Consider the following 19,990-nt stretch of genomic DNA (forward strand, 5'->3'; position numbering starts at 1 on the left):
GGCACGGGGTCTAGAGAAGAGTCTTCTCTAGGCCCGTCCTGACTGCTGCGCCCGCTGCCCAAAAGTAACCCCTTCCAAAAAGCCCCGCGCTTTCTCAAGGTGGGGGTAGCGGGCTTCAAGGGCCCTAAAAGCCGGTGAATGGTTGGGCTCTAGAAAGTGGCAGAGCTCGTGAAAAATCACTGAATCCAGGGCGTACTCCGGTGCGCCCTGAAGTGTATGCGAGATGCGAATCGTGCGCTCAGCGGGGGTCGCTGAGGCCCAGCGCTGCTTCTGGTTGGTGACCCACCGGATTGAGAGCGGTTCTGGGGCTTCCGGCAGGTAGGTGGCTCGCAGGTAGTCAGCTCGCTCCCGCAAAAACTCATCGAGAGCACCCCGCTGGGCACCGGCGTCCTTACGGGCCCGGCGGGCCTCTACCTTAGGTAGCATGCGGCGCAGGTAGTCCTCGATCTCCCTGTCGGTGGAGGTGGCGGGGACCATCAGGCGCAGGCGTCCGTCCTTATGCGGCGCTAGCTGTACCGTGCGGGTGCGGCGGGTAGAGCGCACCACCTCAATCTCAGGGCGGGACGCCGTTGCCGGCAGAATCTCACGCGAAATAGCCACTAGACCCCCTTGGGAGCAATGTCGTTGATAAAGCGGGAGCGTTTGCGCCCAGCCCTTCCGCCGGGGGTGCGCGAGCGCGACCAGCTGAGGGTCAGGTAGGAGCGGGCGCGGGTGATACCGACGTAGAAGAGACGGCGTTCTTCGTCGACCTCGTCGCTGGTTTGGGCGAAGGAGATGGGCATAAGGCCCTCGTTGAGGCCGCAGAGGAAGACGGCCTCCCACTCCAGGCCCTTGGCTGCGTGCAGGGATGCGAGGGTGACGCCGTTGAGGGAGGGGGCATCGCGGTGCTGGGAGCGCTGGATGAGCACGGCAACCAGCTCGTAGAGGGTGAATTCGGGGGGCAGGTCGGTGGCGCCGTTAGCGGACGCCCGCTCCCGCGCTTGCCTGCGCTCGTCGGCGAGGCGGTCGGCAAGGGACACCAGGGTTTCAAGGGACTCCCAGCGGGCTCGTTCCTGGCCGGAACGCTGGGGGGCTTTGGCTGACCAGCCCAGGTTTTTGAGGTTATCTCGCACAAGCTGGGTGACGCTGTCAGTAGCTTCAGCGCCCTTGGCTGCGCCCTGGAGCATGCTGATAGCGGTTCGGACTTCGGGGCGGTCAAAGAACTGTTCTGCGCCGCGCAGCTGATAGTTGATTCCGGCGTCGGTGAGGGCCTGTTCCAGGGCAGCTGACTGGGAGTTGGTGCGGTAGAGCACGGCGATATCGGCTGCCGGGACGCCCTCTTTGTCGATGAGGTCCTTGATGTCTTCAGCGATACCGATTGCTTCTTGCTCGTCATCGGCGTACTCAAACCACTCAGGTTTAGCCCCGGGCTCGCGCTGGGAGACCAGCTGCAGGGGCGGGGCCCAGGAGTAGCGGGTGGAATCGGGCATCTGACGGCGGGCCGCTAACAGGCGGTTAGCCAGGTCGACCACCTGCGGGGTGGAACGGTAGTCACGCACCAGCTTAACCACGGTAGCGCCCTCGAACCGGGTGCGGAATTCGAGCAGGTGGCGGCTGGTTGCCCCGGCAAAAGAGTAGATGGTCTGGGAGGCGTCGCCCACCACACACAGGTCATCGCGGCGCCCCAACCAGGCGTCCAGTAGGCGTTGCTGCAGGGGGGAGACGTCCTGGTATTCGTCCACCACGAAGTGGCGGTACTGCTGGTGAATCTGGGCGGCGATATCGGGGTTTTCCTCGATGATGGCGACGGTCAGCAGCAGGATATCTTCAAAGTCGATGACGTTGCGCTCGTCCTTCAGCTCCTCGTAGGTACGTAGCAGGCGCACCATGTCGATGGGGCTGATATCTGCCGGCAGCTCCCGGTGAGCCAGGTGGGGCATGAGGGAGTCGGCCGTGAGCATGGAAACCTTAGCCCACTCGATTTCGCTGGCGAGGTCGCGCACGATGGCCCGGTCGGTAGCCAGCCCTAGGCGGCGGGCTGATTCGATGATGAACTGGGACTTGTTCTTGATAATCTCGGGCAGGGCTCCACCGATGGCCTGGGGCCAGAAATAGCGTAGCTGGGCGAGAGCGGCTGAGTGGAAGGTACGGGCTACAACCCCGGCGGCACCCAGCTGGCGAAGGCGCACCTTCATTTCTTCGGCTGCCCGGTTGGTGAAGGTGAGAGCCAGGACGGCTCGTGGGTTATAGCGGCCGATGGCGATACCGTAGGCGATGCGGTGGGTGATGGCCCGGGTCTTGCCGGTACCGGCACCTGCCATCACGCACATGGGCCCGGCCAATTCGGTAGCCACCCGACGCTGTTCGGGGTCAAGCCCCTCAAGGATAGTCTCGGGGTTGGGGGCAGACAGGGTAATGGGCTGGGCCCTGAGCTTATCGTGAATCATGGTGCTTCTCCCCTACCCTCGTATGTTCTTGCTGGCCGCGTGCGGCCACGCCAGCTATCTAGTCTACCGCTCAGCAGGCGTCTGAGGATGCCCCAGCGGCTGCCCCAGCCAGAACTCGATCAGGCGGCGGGAAATAGAGCTGGGCCCGGGAAGTTGCACGGTACCTGAGCGGTGGGCTTCAAGTAGTTCGGCTCGGCTAAACCAACGAATTTCTTCAATTTCAGCCCCGTCGGCTTCAACCTGGTTGGGGTTGGAGATTTCAGCGAGATAACCGCACATCAGAGACCTGGGGAAGGGCCAGGGCTGCGACCCTAGATATCTCAGCGAGGTGACCCGCCCACCGCACTCCTCGTAGACCTCTCGGAGCACAGCGGTTTCAAGGGCTTCCCCACCCTCAACAAAACCGGCGAAGGTAGAAAAACGTCCCTTCCCCCAGGCCCGGGACTGCCCCAACAGAATCTTGTTCTCCCCCTCACAATCAGCGGTAACAGCTGTAATAACAGCCGGGTCGGTGCGCGGGAACAGCTCCCGCCCTTCGTCCGTAACCCGCACCCAGCCACCGCGGGTAGCATAGGTGGGGGCGCCCGTCCGCCCATCAAAACCAGAGGATGTATGCCAGGCACTCAAGGACGCCGCTGCCGCCAGCACCTCGCCCCAGGCAAAAGCGGCTCCCTGCCCCTCATAGGCGAAGGCTGCATAGTCGCGGACGCTCACCCAGCTACCACCAGACCGGGCAGCTATCACCTCGGCCAGGGTCTGCTCCTGATTTTCAAAACCCTGAAGATTGAGCGGGGCATCACCCAGGCTAAGGTAGCGGTCAAAGTCGGCCAGGAGTACCAGCACGGGCTGCTCCATTTGAGGCGCTGCGGAGTCCTCCCCCACCTGCTCCGGAGCGGACGCCGGCACCCGGCTCCCAGCGAAAATCAGGGAAGGGTGCTGGTGGCGGTCGAGTGAAGTGTAGCTCAGCAAGGCTTCGCCGTGCAGGTCAAAGACACCGGCCAGGTCTAGTGGCTCAGGGTCTTTACCTGTTTCTGCAACGAGCACCTTGCCCCCGTCCAGAGCGATGAGGGCAGGTCGAACTTTCCAGGGGTAAAGGCCGTTTGACGGGGCATCGGTCGGTAATGGCCACTCTGTTAGAGCCCGCCCCAGGTGCCCAAAGAAACCGGAGTGTTCTCGCACTGCGCCGGTGATTCGTACCCGGTCGGTAGTCAGAGGCAATCGCCCCAAGGGTGAAAACCTGCCCTGCCCACCCGGGGTCGGAGCAGCGTCCCTCCCGTACTGCGAACCAGCTACCGACAGATTAGTCATATTTTCAGCATTCATATCGGGTTCGTTCCAACTTCTCTTGTACCCTTAAAAGTGTGACTTCAACACCGCTTCAACTTGCCGCCATCGTATCAGCTGGGGTTCCCGGGCTCTACCCCGTAGCAGCCCTGCCCTCAGCCGACGACGCCCTGGACTTCGACTCAGCCATCATCATTGACTCAGCCGACAAACGCTGGCGCGTCCGTGCCCCCAAACACCCCGAAGCTAGCGTGCGACTCGAAGCGGAGCACGTCATCCTCCAGTCTTTTACCCCGGGCCTGCGTGCCCGCCTGCCCTTCCTCGTACCCACCATCGTAGGAACCGTCCCTCTCGACGGGCGGCAGGTCTTTATCTACACCCATAATCCTGGGGCCCACTACGACATCGATGACTTAGCCGACCTTTCCCACCATACCCGGGAAGGCCAGCCCAATATTGCGGACGAGATTGCCCGCCACATCGCTACCATTCACGTTTTCCCCACCACCATCGTTGAGGACGCCGACCTACCGGTCTACACCGGCCAGCAGGTTCGCGAGCGCCGCCTGGCCGAGCTAGATTTGGCTGTTGCTACCGGCAAGGTGCCCTCTGGGCTGCTCACCCGCTGGGAAGAGCAGCTCAACGATTCAGCGATGTGGGACTTCCGCCCCCGCGTCATTCACGGGGACCTCAACGAAGACAACCTGGTGCTTGATCAGAAGAAAATCGTTGAGATCACCGGCTGGTCAGAGGTCTGCGTCGGTGATCCCGCTGCTGACTTCGCCTGGCTGTACGCCTGCGAAGACCCCCTCTTCAGGGAGAGGGTCTTTGCGTCCTACCGTGAAGAGATGCCCCAGGAGCCCGACCGGAACCTCGAAGCTCGAGCTAACCTCTATGCGGAGTTCGGTCTGGCCCAGTGGTTGATCCGCGGGGTTGAGCTAGAGGATAGGGTAATGATCTCAGAAGCTGTTTCTATGCTGGATCACCTTGAAGCCGAGCTACGAGCTGTTGGGGCGATTCAGCCAGCCAGCTGAGCCGCTCGCTCCACAGCCTTCTCTAACTCTGCCCGAGTGGAGAAGTTGGTAACTTCGATACTCTCTCCGGTGGAGGCATAGAAGAAGTGGGCTTCTACGTTTTCTTCGGGCACCCCTTGCAAGCGAGCAAAGCCCAGGCGGTAGAGGGAGAGCTGCACTGAGCGCTCCTTGAGCTCCTTCTTGGTGCGCGGCGGCTGCCCCGTTTTCCAGTCCACCAGCTGCCAGACGGTCGAGCCGTCGCCGTCCGTCCGGGTAAAGATGGCGTCGATGCGGCCGCGCACCGTTACTCCGGCAAGAGGTGTTTCCAGCGGGTATTCCAGTGCCCAGGGTTCACGGCTTGCCCAGTCGCTGGCGAGGAAGTTCTCTCTCAGGGCCGGAATATTGAGCTCTTCTTCGGTGCTGTCGTCATCGAAATCTTCGTCCATGTCGAGCATGCCGCTGGTGCCAAAGTGGTCTTCAACCCAGCTGTGGAAGATGGTTCCCTGGCGGGCCGCGATACCCGGCTTTTGGGGCATGGGGCGTCGCATGTTGTCGATGACGGCCTGCGGGTCTTTGACCAGATTGACGAGCAGGGAGGCTGACAGATGGCCGGGTAGCTCGAAGGAGCTGTTTTCCGCGGGTGCGGCCAGCAGGCTCAGGAGCAGGTCGGTTTCTTCCTGCCAGTCCTCGATAGCGTCTCGTGTCTCTTGGGCCTGCTCCGGGGTGGGGTCGGGGAGGGCAGCGAGAGCTTCAGCGAGCGCATCTGCCTCAAGCCCACCGCGCAGCACGTTCTGGGCTGCACGCTCGACTACCTGGCGGGGGCTGAGCCCTGTTAGGTTGCCCTGTTTGCTCTCGTTCGGGCTGGGTGCAGGGCCTGCTGCTTCGAGTTCCTGAAGGGAGGTCCAGGTCATCTGGTGGGGCCCGTCGAAGGGGTCGAAGGGCCAGAGGGCAGTGGTAATCGTGGCTGACTGGGGGTTGACGGTGCCTACCTGGTCAGGGTCAAGATCGCTCAGAATTTCAGCTAACTCAACCGGGGCATCGAGCAACTCGGCGACGAAATCAGACATGAGGCGGGGCTTAGCCGTGGTTCCCTTCCAGGCCGAGGTAGTCAGAACGAGCAGGGATCGGGCACGGGTGTACCCCACGTAGGCCAGACGGCGCTCTTCCAGGGTGCGGTGTTCTACCGCTTGCTCCGAGAGCTGGGCCATGAAACCACCGAGATCCTGCAAATGATCAAAGTCTGACCGCCAGCCGGGTAGGTAGGCGGCGTCCCCGCGCAGGGGCCAGGGCAGGGTGTCCGACTGCTTGGTCCATCGCTCGTCCTTAGCATCGGGGAAGTCTCCGGCAGCCATGCCCGGAATATACACTTGGTCCCACTCCAACCCCTTTGAAGCGTGCACGGTAAGAATCTGCACCGCGTCGTGGCGGGGGGTCTCTGCTGCCATTTCGAGCCCGGCTTCCTGCTGGGCTGCCGCATCGAGCCAGGCTAAGAAGCCGCTAATTCCCGATGCCGAGGCGCCGGTGGCGCTGAGGGCAAAGCGGACGCCGGCTTCTCCCTCTTCCAGGGGCTGGCCGTTGGCAGCGGCCAAGAGCAGGGCGTTCACGCGGGGAGCTGTGGACTCGTAGGTAGCGGCCACATCGTAGAAGGCGTCAAGGTGCCTGCGGGCAGAAGATGCGTGAACTCCCGGGCGGGCGGCTAGCTCAATATCTAGCAAAAGAGTACGCTCAATTTCGCTGATGAGGGTGGTGAGGTCATCAGCGGTGAACTGGCGTAGGTAGGCGAGCTCCCCCGCAACTGCCCTCAGGCGGCCAAGCCCCTCAGCACTAATGGACCGACCTGTGCGGGCTGACGCCCAACCCTCCTGGGGTAGGTTTTCGAGCGCTTCGATGAGGGAAGCACCGTCGGTGACGTCGGGGGCGGCTGCCTGGAGCAGGCGCCGGTAGTCTTCGGTGGACGCGGGCACTTGCCCGCCAGCGTCCTTCAGGTCCCTCGCGGTAGTGGCGCCGCGTTCAGCGGCTTCGCTCAGCCCCTCAACCTCGTCGAGGACTTCCTGCTCAGCGCGTAGAGCAGCGGCCTGGGCAGTGATGCCGAACCTGATTTCGAGTTCACGCTGGCGTTTGAGAGTCTCTGCCCACTCGCCAAAGGCTAGAAGGTCAGATACGCCAAGTCGCCAACGGGCCCCAGCCAGAATACGCATGAGGGCATCTGAGCGCCCCGGGTCGCTGAGCACCCGTAGGACGGCCACAAGGTCCACAATCTCAGGAGTATCGAGCAGACCGCCTAAGCCTACGACCTGGTAGGGAACGCCCAACTCGTCGAAGGCCTCTTGCAGGGGTTCCATCATGGCACGCTTTTTGCAGAGGACGGCCATGGTGGGCATGTCAGACAGTGGACGGCCAGCGAAGGTGGAGCGTTGCTCGGCAATCATTTGGCCAAGAGCCCGGGCTTCTTGCAGATCGGTGAGGTATTCGCCCACCAGCACCCGCCCTTCGGTGGGGTTGGGGCGAGCGACCAAGGGCGGCACCTCAATGGCGTGGGTCCGCTTGACCCAGTCAGGGCTCGCGCTCAGGGGCTCAGCTACCCGATTGGCAGCTGCCAAGATAGAAGTGTCATTTCGCCAGGCCACGGTGAGGTAGCTGGCGGTACGGTCTTCTGCTGGGAAGTAGTCGTAGAAGCTAAAGAGCTGACCGTCAGAAGCTCCGCGGAAGCCGTAGATAGACTGCTTGGGGTCGCCCACCGCCATCACGGGGTGGGCAGGGGCATCTGCTTTTGCCCCGAACAAATCGGAGAAGAGCTGCATCTGGGCATGGGAGGTGTCTTGGAATTCGTCCAGCAGCACCACCCTAAAGCGTTCCCGTTCTGTCTGCGCAGCTTGAGGTACGGTCTTCGCGATGTGGGCAGCCTTGGCGATGAGGTCGCCGTAGTCCATCACCTGCATCTGTTCTTTGATGGACGAATAGCGTTTGACCAGCTCAGCGTAAAAAATACGCAGTTGTAGCCCCTGCACCAGGGCTCGTTGTTCAGTGGTAGCCCCCTTAACCGTGGGCTTACCCAGGTGATCTACCTGTTTCAGAGTTTCTGTGCACCAGTCGATGACAGTATCTGGGCTTACCAGGTGTTCAGCGCACTCGGACGAGAGTTTGATGATGGATTCCACCATAGTTGATTTAGCGACGTCTTTTTCAGGTAGCTTACCCTCATAGTGCTCCACGATTTGGGCAACCAGCTGCCAGGTTTGAGCGCCACCCAGCATTTGGGCGTCATCTTCTACGCCGATGCGGAGCCCGTACTGCTGCACCAGCGTATTAGCGTAGGAGTGGTAGGTGGAGATGGTGGGGTCGCTCGTAACTCCGTCCGCGCCCTGATCAGGGTTTTCTCGCACGAGCCCCTGGCGGCGGAGCTCTTCAAGGCGGGAGCGCATACGCTCCCGCAGTTCGCCGGCGGCCTTGCGGGTGAAGGTTACCCCCAGTACCTGGTCGGCGCGCACAAGCCCGTTTGCAACCAGCCACACCACCCGGTCCACCATGGTGGCGGTCTTACCTGACCCTGCTCCCGCTACGACCAGGCGGGGTACTAGCGGGGAGCTGATAATGGCAGACTGCTCCGCTGTGGGCAGGGGGCGGCCCAGGGCTTTTGCAATATCTTCGGGGCTGAGAAAGGTTTCTGCTGGCTTCTGTTCAGTCATGATTCTGCCTTACTGGGCGGGGCGGACGGTGATAGCGCGGCCCCGTGAGCAGATGGGGCAAATATCGGGGAGGGCACAGCCGATGCCAAAGGGGCCACCTGCGGTATGCCGAGCCTGCAGGTGCTCCCCTGCAATCAGTTCGGCAGCCCGGTTGATGAGTTCAACAGCCCAGGTACTTTCAGCGGTCAGCGGGGCCTGCTCCTGCTCGGAGTAGCTCTTCGTGGTCCCACCAATTTGTAGAAGTAGGGCACCACCCGAAAGCTCGTGGAGCCCGTCGAGTACCGGCACCTGGTTCGGTTGCGGCTTCGCTGGCTGCTCACCCTCTTTCTGGGCTAGGGCATCGTGCTGTAGAGCCTGCTGCATCAGCGCCCCTGCACCGGCTTCAAGAGCAACCTGGTAGGCAGCGAGCTGCGGGTGCTGTTCAAGATCTGCCTTACTGGGTTTACTCTTACCGGTCTTTAGATCGATGATAATGAAGCGCCCTACCTGGTCTACCTCGATGCGGTCTACACGCCCCGACAGCAGGGCGTCCTTGGCGGGGCCGGGCACCAGCACACTAAAGGAACCCTCGACACCCACCAGGGAGCGTCCTTTACCCTTGAGGTCTCGCACGTAGTCAGCAAACTTCTGGAGCATGCCCTCGGCCCGCTCCACCATCTTCTGGCTCTCCCAGGTGTCAGGAAGCCCTAGCTGGGGTAGGCGGCGGTGGAGCTCGTCGCGCAGGTCGGTTCCGTTCCCATCGGGCATATCTTCGCAAATGGCGTGGATGAGAGTGCCCAGCGATCGCGAGGCGTCGGTGGCAGCTTCAGCACGGGAGGCAGCTACAAACCAGTCCAGGGGCGAGCGGTGAATCTTTTCAATCTGAGACGGCGATACCGGAATCGGCCCGTCCCCTTCAAAGGCCGGAGCCAGTGAGGACAGGGGCAACAACCCCCACCAGGAACGGGGGTGGGCACCGGGTAGGTTCAGCCCGGAGGTCTGCTCAGGGTCAGCGAGGCGGCCCAGCAGGCGGGCAGCGGCATCGGCTTTCGCCGGTGAAATATGCTGGGCTTCTGACCACTGGCGCAGTTCGGCAACCAGCGAGCGCAGGGTCATGGGGCGGCGGACCTCGGTGAGGGGACGCTCGCCACCGGGGGCCGGGGCAAAAATATCGATCAGCTCGCTGGGGGCCTGGTCGGCAGAAGATACAGCGGTGCAGACTACCCGGGAGCGGGCTCGGGAGGTTGCTGTGGCGAACATACGGAACTCGTCAAAACGGTTGGAGCGCAGCCTCTCAAGGAGTGAATAGCCGGGAGCTGCTCCCCCGCCGTTATCGTGCCTGTTTGCATCCAGACGCCCGGTAGCTGCATCCACGAGGTCGAGGGTTCCCAGTAGGGAGCCGCGGACGGTGGTGTTCGGCCAGGTGCCATCTTGCAGGCCGGCGATGTAGACGGTGTCCCATTCGCGCCCTGCGGCGAGAGCAGGGGTCATGATTTCTACGGCGCCGCGGTGGTTGGTGCGCTCTGCCAGGGTATCCATGGGTAGGTCTTGGGCATCGATGTAGGCCAAGAACTGTTCGGCGGTGGCTCCCGGCATCTGGTCGGTATAGCGTTCAGCTGCCTCAAACAGGCCTATCATGGCGTCGATGTCCCGCCCGGCGCGGTCGGCTCCTGCACCGCCTGAGAGGGACTGGGCTTTCCAGAGGGGTGCGAGTTCTGATGCCTCCCAGAGTGCCCAGAGGACGGTTTCGGCGGTAGCGCCGGGCTGGTCGAGGGCTTTATCGCCTGCGGTGAGTACCCGGCCCAGGCGGCGGGCAGCGGCGCTGCTTTCGCCGGTGGGCAGTAGTTGGGGGTTGATGAGGGCTTCAACTAGGAGGGCATCGCTGTCGCGGGTGCCCCCGGCGCGCAGTTCTTCGGCGCGAAGACGCTGGCGTAAACGACGCACATCCATGGTCGAGGCCCCGCCCAAGCGGGAGGTCAGCAGGGAAACCGCAGTATCAGCACCCAGGCCCCAGGTGTTTGCTTGCTGAGTAGCTGATAGCTCTGTCTCTGCGGCGTGAGGGCTCGTGGCCCGCTCTGTAGACCGTAGGCGCCGGGTGTGCAGGATTAGCCCCAGGGCATCGAGGAAGGGGCGGGCGGCAGGTTCATCGCGCACGGGGGTGATGGAGGCTGCTGTTTGTACGGGAACACCCAGGTTAATGAGGGCTCGTTTGAGCCGGGTGACGTCTGAGCCGTTTCGCACGATAATAGCGCTACGCTGGTAGGCCCTGCCCCGGTAGAGGTGGTCTTCAAGAATCATTTGGGCTAGCAGCTGGTTTTCCTGCTGGGGGGTTTCTACAACCAGGCCCTGCACCTCGGGGTCTGGTTCTGCTGCTTTTGCGGGGTTTAGCAGGGCGCCGTCGTCCCCGACCGGCAGGAGGGCTTCTTCGCTGGGCGCCTGCGGGGCGGGGGTAAGGACGCGCCGGTGGGCTGCCCGGGGCACAACGGGTAGGCGGGAGGCCAGTTCTGCCCAGCGCTCGGCGATAACTGGTGCCATGCGCCAGCTCGTGGTGAGCTCTTCTGTAACGAGAGAGGGGAAGATATCGGGGAGGTCGGCTGCCAGCTGGGGGCTGGCTCCGCGGAAGCCCTGCACGACCGTATCGGTGCAGCAGGTCATGACCACTACCGGGCCCGAGGCAAGAAGGCCGTCCAGGTCTGATGATTCGGCTTCTGTGACAGAGGCCAGCGAGTTACTGGCTGTGGCACGCAGGTACTCTGCTGACCTGCCGGTCAGAACAGCCAGCAGCCGGTAGATAGAGGGAGTGAGTTCTTGCACGTCGTCAATGAGTACCAGGTCAAAGCGGGTGCGTTCTGCACTCAGCACATCGGGGTGGGCTAGCAGGGTCTTGGTGGCCTCGTGGATAAGGGCTGCGGGGTCGAAGGCATGCGGGGCGCGGAGGGCGCGCACCTGGCGGTATTCGGTATAGAGCTTAGCCAGGGCCTGCCACTCGGGGCGGTCGAAGCGCTGTGCTAGGTCTGCAACTGCTGAGGCTGTGAGGTCGTATTCGGCCATGCGGTCGAAGAAGTCTCGCACCTCGTGGCGGAAACCGCGGGTTTCAAGGGCTTCACGGAGGTCATCGGGCCAGATAATGCCAGAGCCTTCGCCGCTGCGGTGGCCGTCGAGGAGTTCTTTAATCAGGACGTCCTGCTCGGGGCCTGAAAGGAGCTTGGGGGTGAAGTCCAGGTGGGGTAGGTAACCCTCGATATGGGCCCGTCGCAGCAGATCAAAGGCGTAAGCCTGCCAAGCTCGCACCGGGGCGGTTGAGACTGTTGCGGTGATACGGGCTGAAAGCGTTTCTCGGAACCTGGTTGCGCTGACGCGTGAGGGGGTGAGCACCAGCAGACGGGCAGGGTCTTTGCTCTGCTCAATGAATTCGGTAGCTGCTTCTAGCAGGGCCTGGGTTTTACCGCTGCCGGGCGCGCCCAGAAGCAAGGTAGCGCCCTGAGTCTCTAGCTGCTCGTGTGTCACCGTGCACTCCCCATCTTTTGTCGTGGCCGAGGTTCTCACTGTATTCCAAGTTCATCATAGGTGGCTGACATTTTAAGAGCCTGGGCGCCACCTGCCCCAAATATTTTTGTGGCGCTACTTCTGTCGCTACTATCGAAGGTATGACTTCATGGACCGAGCTTCCCCGCGCCACTTTCGATCTTGAGACAACAGGTATCGACCCTAAGACCGCCCGCATCGTCACGGCTTCTTTGGTCTTGGTTTCTCCGGACGGCGAGGTTTTGCGCGCCGGGGAATGGCTGGCTGACCCCGGGGTTGAGATTCCTGAGCAGGCATCCGCTATTCACGGCATCACCACCGAGTACGCCCGCGAGCACGGCAAGCCTGCCCAGCAGGTGGCCTACGAGGTGGCTATGGCTCTGGGCGGTCTCTTCGCCGACGGCGTTCCCGTCATCGCCTTTAACGCTGCCTACGATTTCTCGGTGCTGCATTTTGAGCTGGCCCGCTACGGGTACCCGCCACTGACCTGCTACCCCGTGCTCGACCCCCTGGTCATCAATAAGCACGTGCACAAGTTTAAAAAGGGCAAGCGCACCCTGGAAGTGCTAGCCAGCGAATACAGCGTGGAGCTGGAAAACGCCCACACTTCGAAGGACGATGCCCTGGCAGCTGAGCGCCTACTGACGGCTATGAGCTTTGAATACGAAGAGATCGAACAGCCTGCTACAGCCCTGCACGAGCAGCAGATTACCTGGGCAGCTGAGCAGGCAGCCGAGCTGCAGGACTACTTCAACCGTATTGGCAAGCAGGCGGACGTCAGCGGCGCCTGGCCGGTGCGCAAAAATTAAGACAATATAATTAGGAAAAATAATGCAAAATAAACTACCTGTAATCTCACTATTCTCAGGGGCTGGAGGGTTAGACTTAGCCGTAGAAAGAGCGGCAAATGCGCCCCTTGAGATTAATTCAAAACCAGAAAGTCCTTATAAAGTAGCGGTATCAACCGATTATGACCAAGATACTTCAAAAACCTTCAAAGATAATTTTGGAAATACGCCTTCTCTTGTTGGAGATATCCGTGAAATTTCAACTAACCAAATTCTAGAGGCGGGTGGATTGTCACGGGGTGATGCTGCCCTTGTAATTGGTGGCCCCCCTTGCACACCTTTTTCAAAGTCCGGATTTTGGCTAGCAGAAAAACGTGAATCTAGAGACCCAAACGCATCACTCCTCGATGATTACTTCCGAGTTGTTTCAGAAGCTTTGCCTGAAGCATTTGTTTTAGAAAATGTCCAAGGACTGACATATAAAACTCATAAAGCCCAGCTAGACCGCTTAATTTCTCAGTTATCATCAATTGGATATAATCCTCAATTCAAAGTTCTGCTTGCCGCGGATTTCGGAGTGCCACAGCTACGGAAACGAGTTTTCATCGTTGGGCGCAGAGATGGTAAGAAATTTGATTTTCCTGAAAATAAATTTGCTGGAGACAGTGAGCACAGCAAAAGGAGATTAAACGAGACACTTCCGCCACATATCACAGCCCGCGAAGCTTTTAAAGACCTCATCACCACTCCTGAGCCTGGAGAGTTAGTAACTGGTACTTGGCAAGATTTAGCAGCTGAGGTACCACCAGGTGAAAACTATCTTTGGCACACAGAACGTAAAGGCGGAAGGGATATATTTGACTGGAGAAGCCGATACTGGACATTTCTTCTGCGCCTCTCCCCCGATAAACCATCTTCAACTATCCAAGCCCAGCCAGGCCCATGGGTTGGCCCCTTTCACTGGGAAAATTTGGTGGATGAAGAGTCTGGAAGACTTGCAGCTCGACGATTAAGAATTCCTGAACTCAAAAGGCTTCAAACTTTTCCGGATAACTTCAAAATAACCAATAATAGACAATTAGCTCAAAAACAAATCGGCAATGCTGTCCCTGTTGAACTTGGAAAAGCAGTGTTCAACTCACTAGCAACACAGCTTGGACATATAGAAAAAAATGAACAATTTAATTCACAAACAAAAATATGGTAGGGGACGCTAAGCAATGATAGACTACAACAAAGCAGAAGAATTACTACACAAAGCTTACAATTTAGCCCTTGAGGGAAAATACTCTGAACAATGGATTATTAATATCACCACGATATGGAGTTTTAGCGCAAAGACTTATACACCAGCGCTAGGAACAATATTACTCGCAAAATCAGTCAACAAAGACATTGATGTATTTTCAATCAAGAAAAACAAACAGAATAAAAAATCTTACTCACTTCGATCCCTGTGCCACAGAACATTGGTACCCATTTCAAATGAACTAAATTTTTCAATTAGAAACACAGGGCGAGAACCACTCAACAACCAACCATTTTTTCGCTACGACAGAATTGATGAAATATCCCGTGTAAGAGATTCTCAAGAGTTAGATGTATTTCAAAATTTACTTCATGATAAAATATCAAAATTAGATGAAGAGCAAGCATTAATCGCACTCTCCTCATTTATTAAGATTGGAATGGTCGAAAGAGCTAATTCGTTAGCTCTACAAAATTTAGAATTATCTTTAACCAGCACAAACCTAATCGATTCCATTAAAGAGCTTTACAAACTAGATAACGCTGGCCCATGGGTCACACAAGCACTTGGTGCAACATTTCTAGAATTTTTTGGGGATAATATTGCAACCCGAAGACTCAATGATCCTTCACGGGATTTTCCTGGTGATGTCCAGTGCATAGTTGATAATGCTCCACTCATTTCTCTTGAGGCGCGCAATAAAAGGATAACCGAAAGTGATGCAACGGTATTTATTGAGTCCTGCGCAAGGGCCGGCATCAAAAAAGCTATCCTTTTGGAAATAACCAATAATCCGACAAATCTTGATAAAAATAATTTACCATTAAGGTTTTGGGATAATTATCTAGTTTCAACCTTGATTATTGATAGCGTAGAGGAGCTTTACAGTCTAAGCCTGAACTTCGGATTTCACACCCGTTCCAATCATGCCGAAGTTTTCGCCAATAATCTAACCAGAAACCTAACTTCAATTGAAGCACCACCATCAATATTAAATCAATGGATAACTCAGATAAATCCTAATTATGAAAGTTTAGATCTTACCTCCTAATTAATAAATCCAGAAACTTAAAGAGGGAACATTTTTTCTTATCATCTATACTTCACTTATAAGACAAAGTGCCATAATAGCTAAACGTTAGGATTACTTAGATTGTCTTGGAAGGCAGGCGGACGTCAGCGGCGCCTGGCCGGTGCGCACCGACTAAGGTTCAGGTAGCGTGAAGGCTCCGTCAGGACGCCGGTAGGCAGGTAGGTGCCTTGAGCACCGTCACCTGCCCACCGGCGTCCTTTTCTGCCTTCCCTCTACTAGATTTAAAGGAGCAGATATACCACAACCGCAAGGACGACCGTGAACGAGCCCGCGCCCACCAACAGCATCTACCTCGGCTCCACCCGCAATCAGCACAAAGAACTGGTAGCCCAATCGGCGGTCGTCCTCAAACTAGGCCTGCTCCTCATGAAATCTGGAGCCAGCGCCTACCGCGTCAAAACCTCCATGTCCCGCCTGGCCAAAGCCGTAGGGCTTGAAGAACACCACGCCCAGGTACACTTCACCGAACTCTCCACCACCGCCTACTCCGGCGGAAACTTCCGCACCGAGATTGCAGAAACCCGCGTCAAGGGAATCTCCGCCTACAAAATCGACCTGCTCAGCGACTTCGTCTCGTCCCTGCCCGAGCGCATCGACCCAGCTCTAGCCGACGCAACGCTCACCCGCATTGAGAAAGAAAAGCCCCTCTACGCCCCCTGGCTCCTAGCTCTCGCTGCCGCCCTAGCCTGTGCAGCCTTCGCCTTCCTCAATCGTGGCGGGGTCATTGAATGCTCAGTCGTTCTCATCGCGGCCTTCGCCGGCCAGCTCCTACGCTCCACCCTCGCCCACCGGGGTCTCAACCATATGGCGGTCTGGATGCTCTGTGGCCTGCTCTCAGCCGGTATCTATGTGGGAGTCATGTCGGCGCTCATCGCCCCCGGTCTCATCGCGGATAACCACCTGGTGGGCTTTATATCCTCGATTCTCTACCTGGTACCGGGTTTCCCCCTGGTCACCGGCATGCTAGAAATAGCCCGCATGGACTTCTCCTCCGGTATCTCCCGCCTCACCTATGTTGCCCTACTCCTGGGTAGTGCGTCCTTCTCGGTCTGGCTCATATCCCTGGTCTTTAGCCTGCCCCTAGAGCAGGCCCCTGCCCCGCAGCTGAATGCCTGGTTGCTCCTGGTCCTGCAAATGCTGGCCTCCTTCACAGCGGCCTACGGTTTTGCCATGCTCTTCTCAGCCACTCCCCTCTCTTGCGCCTGGGCAGGTGCGATTGCCGCGATTGTGAACCCGGGTCGTATCTGGTTAGTAGAAGCCGGGTGGGCACCCCACCTCGCCATTGCCCTGGCCGTTTTTACCGCCGGGGTACTCTCAGAAATCATCGCTCCCCTCCATGCCCGCAGGGTTTCCCGCATCTCCCTGGCGGTACCGGCTACCGTCACCATGGTTCCCGGTGTCATGTTTTACATGTCCATGGCCCACTTCTCTAACGGCGATGTCAATGAGGCCCTAGCCAGCTTCGTGCAGGTCCTGCTTATCTTCGCTGCTCTAGGAATGGGCCTGGCCCTCTCCCGCCTGCTCATGGACAAGAACTGGCTCTACGACCGCGACACCCAGAACCTGGCCACCCTGCCGCAGGGGCACATGCGATAGCCGTAAGTGCTCCCAAATACCAGTATGAACACAAGCGCGGTGCACTGGCCGGTAGCCAACTGGCTGGGGCTGGCATGAATCGCTTGCGAGCTTGCGAGCCAGCGAGAAGGTTAGTTGGCGAAGGTCAGTGCACCGCGCTTATGCATAGGGTTTTACTCTAGGCTGTCGCCTCCGCCGCTGCTCGGGCGGCGTCGGGCAGGGCCGAGATGATGCGGTCCATGGCGGCATCATCGTGGGCTGCCGAGAGGAACCATGCTTCAAAGGCGCTGGGCGGCAGGTAGATGCCGGAGTTCAGCATGGAGTGGAAGAAGGCATTGTAGCGGTAGGTTTCTGATGCCTTGATGTCTTCGTAGTTGTGCACGCCCGTATCAGCAGTGCCAAAGGCCACGGAGAAGAGGTTGCCTGCGGTCTGGATGGAGTGGTTGACCCCGGCGGTGTTGAAGGCTTCGACCAGGGCGGCCTGCAGCTGGGCTGAGCGGGCGTCAATGGTTTCGTAGACGGTGGCGTCAGCGGCCTTGAGGGTAGCCAGACCGGCGGCCATGGCGATGGGGTTACCGGAGAGGGTACCTGCCTGGTAGACGGGGCCCAGCGGAGCCAGGTATTCCATGATTTCGCGCTTACCACCCAGGGCAGCCATGGGCATACCGCCGCCGATGACCTTGCCGAAGGTGAAGATATCGGGGGCCCAGTTACCTTCTGAGGGGGCGGAGTAGCCCCAGTAGCCTGCGGACGAGACGCGGAAGCCGGTCAGCACCTCGTCAAAAATCATGAGGGCACCCTGTTCGCGGGTGATCTCGCGCAGGAAGGCGTTGAAGCCCTCAGCAGGGGTCACAACGCCCATGTTGCAGGGGGCTGCTTCGGTGATGATGGCGGCAATTTCGCCGGGGTTGGCGGCAAAAGCTGCGCGGACGGCGTCCTCGTCGTTGTAGGGAAGGACGATAGTTTCGGCGGCAGTAGCGGCGGTGACGCCTGCCGAGCCGGGCAGGGCCAGGGTGGCGACGCCGGAGCCGGCTTCTGAGAGCAGGGCGTCGACGTGGCCGTGGTAGCAACCGGCAAACTTAATGATTTTGTCGCGGCCGGTGTAGCCGCGGGCCAGGCGGATGGCGGTCATGGTTGCTTCGGTGCCGGTGGAGACCATGCGGATCTGGTCGATGGTTCCGGGGGCTACGGCGTTGATGCGGTCAACTACGAGTTCTGCCAGCTCGGTTTCAGCGGCGGTTGAGGCGCCGAAGGAGAGGCCGTGTTCAACCGCTGCGTGCACGGCTTCGATGACGCCGGTGTGCTTGTGGCCGAGCAGGGCCGGGCCCCATGAGCAGACCAGGTCGACGTAGTTGTGGCCGTCCGCGTCGGTCAGGTAGGGGCCGGAGGCTTCCACCATGAAGGCGGGGGTGCCGCCAACGGAGTTGAAGGCGCGCACGGGTGAGTTGACGCCGCCGGGAATGACGCGGGCGGAGCGGGCAAAGAGGTCTTCTGAGACGGTCAAGGGGTTTACCTTTCGTTGAGCCAGGTGGCGGCTTCGGTGGCGTAGTAGGTCAGGATGATGGAGGCACCTGCTCGGCGGATGCCCATGAGGGCTTCGAGGGCTACGGCCTTGCGATCGATCCAGCCGGCGGCGGCAGCGGCTTCAATCATGGCGTATTCGCCGGAGACATGGTAGGCGGCCACGGGGACGGGCGAGAAGTCGGCGACTTCGCGCACGATGTCCAGGTAGGCGGTAGCTGGCTTGACCATGACCATGTCGGCGCCCTGCTCGATATCGAGCTGGACTTCGTAGAGGGATTCCCGGCGGTTGGCGGGGTCCTGCTGGTAGGTTTTGCGGTCGCCGGTGAAGGTGGAGCCCACCGCGTCGCGGAAGGGGCCGAAGAAGGCCGAGGCGTATTTGGCGGAGTAGGCCAAGATAGAAACGTCGGTGAAGCCGGCTTCGTCGAGGGCGGTACGCATGGCGGCGATTTGGCCGTCCATCATGCCGGAGGGGCTGACGGTGTGGGCACCGGCGCGCGCCTGGGAAACCGCCATCTTGCAGTAGGACTCCACGGCGGCGTCATTATCAACGACGGTGTTACCGAAGGCGTCTTCGACCAGGGGGCCGCAGTGACCGTGGTCGGTGAATTCGTCGAGGCAGGTATCTGCCATGACGACCACCGAGTCGCCGAAGTGCTGGCGCACAGCGCGGATAGCCCGGTTGAGAATACCGTCCTCAGCCCAGGCAGCTGAACCGGCTGCGTCCTTATCTTCATCGCGGGGCACGCCGAAGAGGTCAATGCAGCGCACGCCGGCATCTACTGCTTTCTGGACTTCCCCGATGACGGTTTCCAGGGTGTGCTGGTACTGGCCGGGCATGGATTCGATGGCAACGGGCTCCTCAATTCCGTCGCGCACGAAGAGCACCTGCACCAGGTTGGCCGGGGTTAGGGCGGTTTCGGCGGTCAGGGCTCGCATGGGGCCGGTGGTGCGCAGGCGGCGGGGCCTGACGGGCAGGGCGGAGGGTTCAAACATGGTCTTCCTTGACAGGTAGGTGTCGTATTGAGCTTAGAGGGATAGGGCGGCAGCTGCCAGGTCAGCCGGTGCCGGGCTTGCCGCCACGGTGATGGTGGCAGGACGCTGCTGCTCGGGTAGGTTGCGGGCTGCGGCTTCGGTGCTGGCCCCGATGGCAACGGTGGGGGGCAGGGTGCTGCCGGCGGCGTCCGCTAGGGTTTGCAGGAGCAGGGGCGAGGTTGCAATCAGGACGTCGGTGGTAGCGAGCGCGGTGACGGCCTCGCCCAGAGTGAGCGCGGAACCTGACGGAGCGTTAAGGTCAGCGGGGTTCTGCCCGCTAAGAGGGTTCTCTGCTGGGTAGGGCAGCATGTCGTAGACCGGTAGGGTGGCTACGGTGTAGCCGTAGTCGGTGAGTCCTTCTTCGAGGGTCGGTGAAGCTGTAGTTCCCTGGACGGCCAAGATGGTTTCGTCCATAGGGTTGTCCCATTCTTCGTCGATGAGCCATTCGTCGACCATTCCGGCTGCTGACTGGGTTTCGGGCACGAAGTCGACCAGCAGGCCCCGCTCAACCAGGGCCGCCTCGGTAGCCCGACCGACGGCTGCAACCTGAGCAGCGCCTAACAGCTCGACCAGGCTTTGGCCCAGCCCCTGTGCCAGGGCGTCTAGGCCCAGTACCCCGTTAACCGAGGTGAAAGTGACCCAGGAGAACTCCCCACGAATCAGGGCGAAGGCGACTTCTTCCCAGTCTTCTGGTTCAGTACCTACAGGGTCAAGAATGGGGGCGTAGAGCAGCTTCGCTTCGGCGTCCTGGTCCAGAAGAACGCTGGTCAGCGCGGCGGCCTTAGCCGGGGTGCGGGTGATGAGATAGGTAGTCAT

The 19,990-nt window shown here is 59.8% G+C and carries 13 protein-coding genes; 5 read left to right on the forward strand and 8 right to left on the reverse strand.

Annotation, left to right across the window (positions count from 1 at the left end; genetic code table 11):
• Positions 1 to 27: 27 nt before the first annotated feature.
• From L6758_RS03915 to nudC, 3 genes are all read right to left on the reverse strand, one after another.
• Positions 28 to 600 (reverse strand): M48 metallopeptidase family protein, encoded by a 573-nt coding sequence (locus L6758_RS03915; protein ID WP_237204569.1) that lies wholly within the window; start codon positions 598 to 600, stop codon positions 28 to 30.
• A complete protein-coding gene (locus tag L6758_RS03920) occupies positions 600 to 2,426 on the reverse strand; it encodes an ATP-dependent helicase (RefSeq protein WP_237204570.1) in 1,827 nt (608 codons plus the stop codon). Before L6758_RS03920 ends, L6758_RS03915 begins: the two co-directional genes overlap by 1 nt.
• Positions 2,427 to 2,489: 63 nt before the next feature.
• Positions 2,490 to 3,653, reverse strand: coding sequence for an NAD(+) diphosphatase (gene nudC / locus L6758_RS03925; protein WP_237204571.1), 1,164 nt, complete (start codon positions 3,651 to 3,653; stop codon positions 2,490 to 2,492).
• A gap of 134 nt (positions 3,654 to 3,787) precedes the next feature.
• Here nudC and L6758_RS03930 point away from each other — a divergent pair, with 134 nt between their 5' ends.
• Complete coding sequence (locus L6758_RS03930; RefSeq protein ID WP_237204572.1) at positions 3,788 to 4,744, forward strand: phosphotransferase; 957 nt, start codon at positions 3,788 to 3,790, stop codon at positions 4,742 to 4,744.
• Here L6758_RS03930 and L6758_RS03935 read toward each other — a convergent pair.
• Both L6758_RS03935 and L6758_RS03940 read right to left on the reverse strand, forming a co-directional pair.
• Complete coding sequence (locus tag L6758_RS03935) at positions 4,729 to 8,409, reverse strand: ATP-dependent DNA helicase (RefSeq protein WP_237204573.1); 3,681 nt, start codon at positions 8,407 to 8,409, stop codon at positions 4,729 to 4,731. The two genes, L6758_RS03930 and L6758_RS03935, sit on opposite strands and share 16 nt — an antisense overlap.
• A gap of 9 nt (positions 8,410 to 8,418) precedes the next feature.
• Positions 8,419 to 11,895, reverse strand: coding sequence for a UrvD/REP family ATP-dependent DNA helicase (locus L6758_RS03940; protein ID WP_237204574.1), 3,477 nt, complete (start codon positions 11,893 to 11,895; stop codon positions 8,419 to 8,421).
• 140 nt (positions 11,896 to 12,035) lie between these two features.
• Between L6758_RS03940 and L6758_RS03945 the strand changes: the two genes are divergently transcribed.
• The 4 genes from L6758_RS03945 to L6758_RS03960 all read left to right on the forward strand — a co-directional run bounded on the left by L6758_RS03945 (position 12,036) and on the right by L6758_RS03960 (position 16,639).
• Positions 12,036 to 12,722, forward strand: coding sequence for a 3'-5' exonuclease (locus L6758_RS03945; RefSeq protein ID WP_237204575.1), 687 nt, complete (start codon positions 12,036 to 12,038; stop codon positions 12,720 to 12,722).
• Between the two features lie 22 nt (positions 12,723 to 12,744).
• Entirely contained in the window at positions 12,745 to 13,908 is a 1,164-nt protein-coding gene (locus L6758_RS03950; RefSeq protein WP_237204576.1) for a DNA cytosine methyltransferase, read from the forward strand.
• A 13-nt stretch (positions 13,909 to 13,921) separates the two neighbouring features.
• The gene (locus L6758_RS03955) at positions 13,922 to 15,001 is read left to right on the forward strand and encodes a restriction endonuclease, SacI family (RefSeq protein ID WP_237204577.1); all 1,080 of its coding nucleotides are present in this window, start codon (positions 13,922 to 13,924) and stop codon (positions 14,999 to 15,001) included.
• A 300-nt stretch (positions 15,002 to 15,301) separates the two neighbouring features.
• Positions 15,302 to 16,639, forward strand: coding sequence for a threonine/serine ThrE exporter family protein (locus L6758_RS03960; RefSeq protein ID WP_237204578.1), 1,338 nt, complete (start codon positions 15,302 to 15,304; stop codon positions 16,637 to 16,639).
• Between the two features lie 157 nt (positions 16,640 to 16,796).
• On the opposite strand, the gene hemL is transcribed toward L6758_RS03960, so the two are convergent.
• The 3 genes from hemL to L6758_RS03975 are packed head-to-tail and all read right to left on the reverse strand — an operon-like array spanning position 16,797 to position 19,990.
• Positions 16,797 to 18,122 carry a glutamate-1-semialdehyde 2,1-aminomutase gene (hemL, locus tag L6758_RS03965; protein ID WP_237204579.1) on the reverse strand — a complete coding sequence of 442 codons (1,326 nt, stop codon included), beginning with the start codon at positions 18,120 to 18,122 and terminating at the stop codon, positions 16,797 to 16,799.
• Between the two features lie 5 nt (positions 18,123 to 18,127).
• Positions 18,128 to 19,135, reverse strand: coding sequence for a porphobilinogen synthase (gene hemB / locus L6758_RS03970; RefSeq protein WP_237199822.1), 1,008 nt, complete (start codon positions 19,133 to 19,135; stop codon positions 18,128 to 18,130).
• A gap of 33 nt (positions 19,136 to 19,168) precedes the next feature.
• Positions 19,169 to 19,990, reverse strand: coding sequence for a uroporphyrinogen-III synthase (locus L6758_RS03975; RefSeq protein ID WP_237204580.1), 822 nt, complete (start codon positions 19,988 to 19,990; stop codon positions 19,169 to 19,171).

The sequence above is a fragment of the Rothia nasimurium genome (genome assembly GCF_928382285.1).
In the GTDB taxonomy this organism is placed as follows: domain Bacteria; phylum Actinomycetota; class Actinomycetes; order Actinomycetales; family Micrococcaceae; genus Rothia; species Rothia nasimurium_E.

Excerpts from the sequence above, each read along its gene's own strand:
- L6758_RS03920 (WP_237204570.1), bottom strand. The coding sequence starts at position 2,426 with ATGATTCACGATAAGCTCAGGGCCCAGCCCATTACCCTGTCTGCCCCC.
- L6758_RS03935 (WP_237204573.1), bottom strand. The coding sequence starts at position 8,409 with ATGACTGAACAGAAGCCAGCAGAAACCTTTCTCAGCCCCGAAGATATT.
- L6758_RS03945 (WP_237204575.1), top strand. The coding sequence starts at position 12,036 with ATGACTTCATGGACCGAGCTTCCCCGCGCCACTTTCGATCTTGAGACA.
- L6758_RS03950 (WP_237204576.1), top strand. The coding sequence starts at position 12,745 with ATGCAAAATAAACTACCTGTAATCTCACTATTCTCAGGGGCTGGAGGG.
- L6758_RS03955 (WP_237204577.1), top strand. The coding sequence starts at position 13,922 with ATGATAGACTACAACAAAGCAGAAGAATTACTACACAAAGCTTACAAT.
- hemB (WP_237199822.1), bottom strand. The coding sequence starts at position 19,135 with ATGTTTGAACCCTCCGCCCTGCCCGTCAGGCCCCGCCGCCTGCGCACC.
- L6758_RS03975 (WP_237204580.1), bottom strand. The coding sequence starts at position 19,990 with ATGACTACCTATCTCATCACCCGCACCCCGGCTAAGGCCGCCGCGCTG.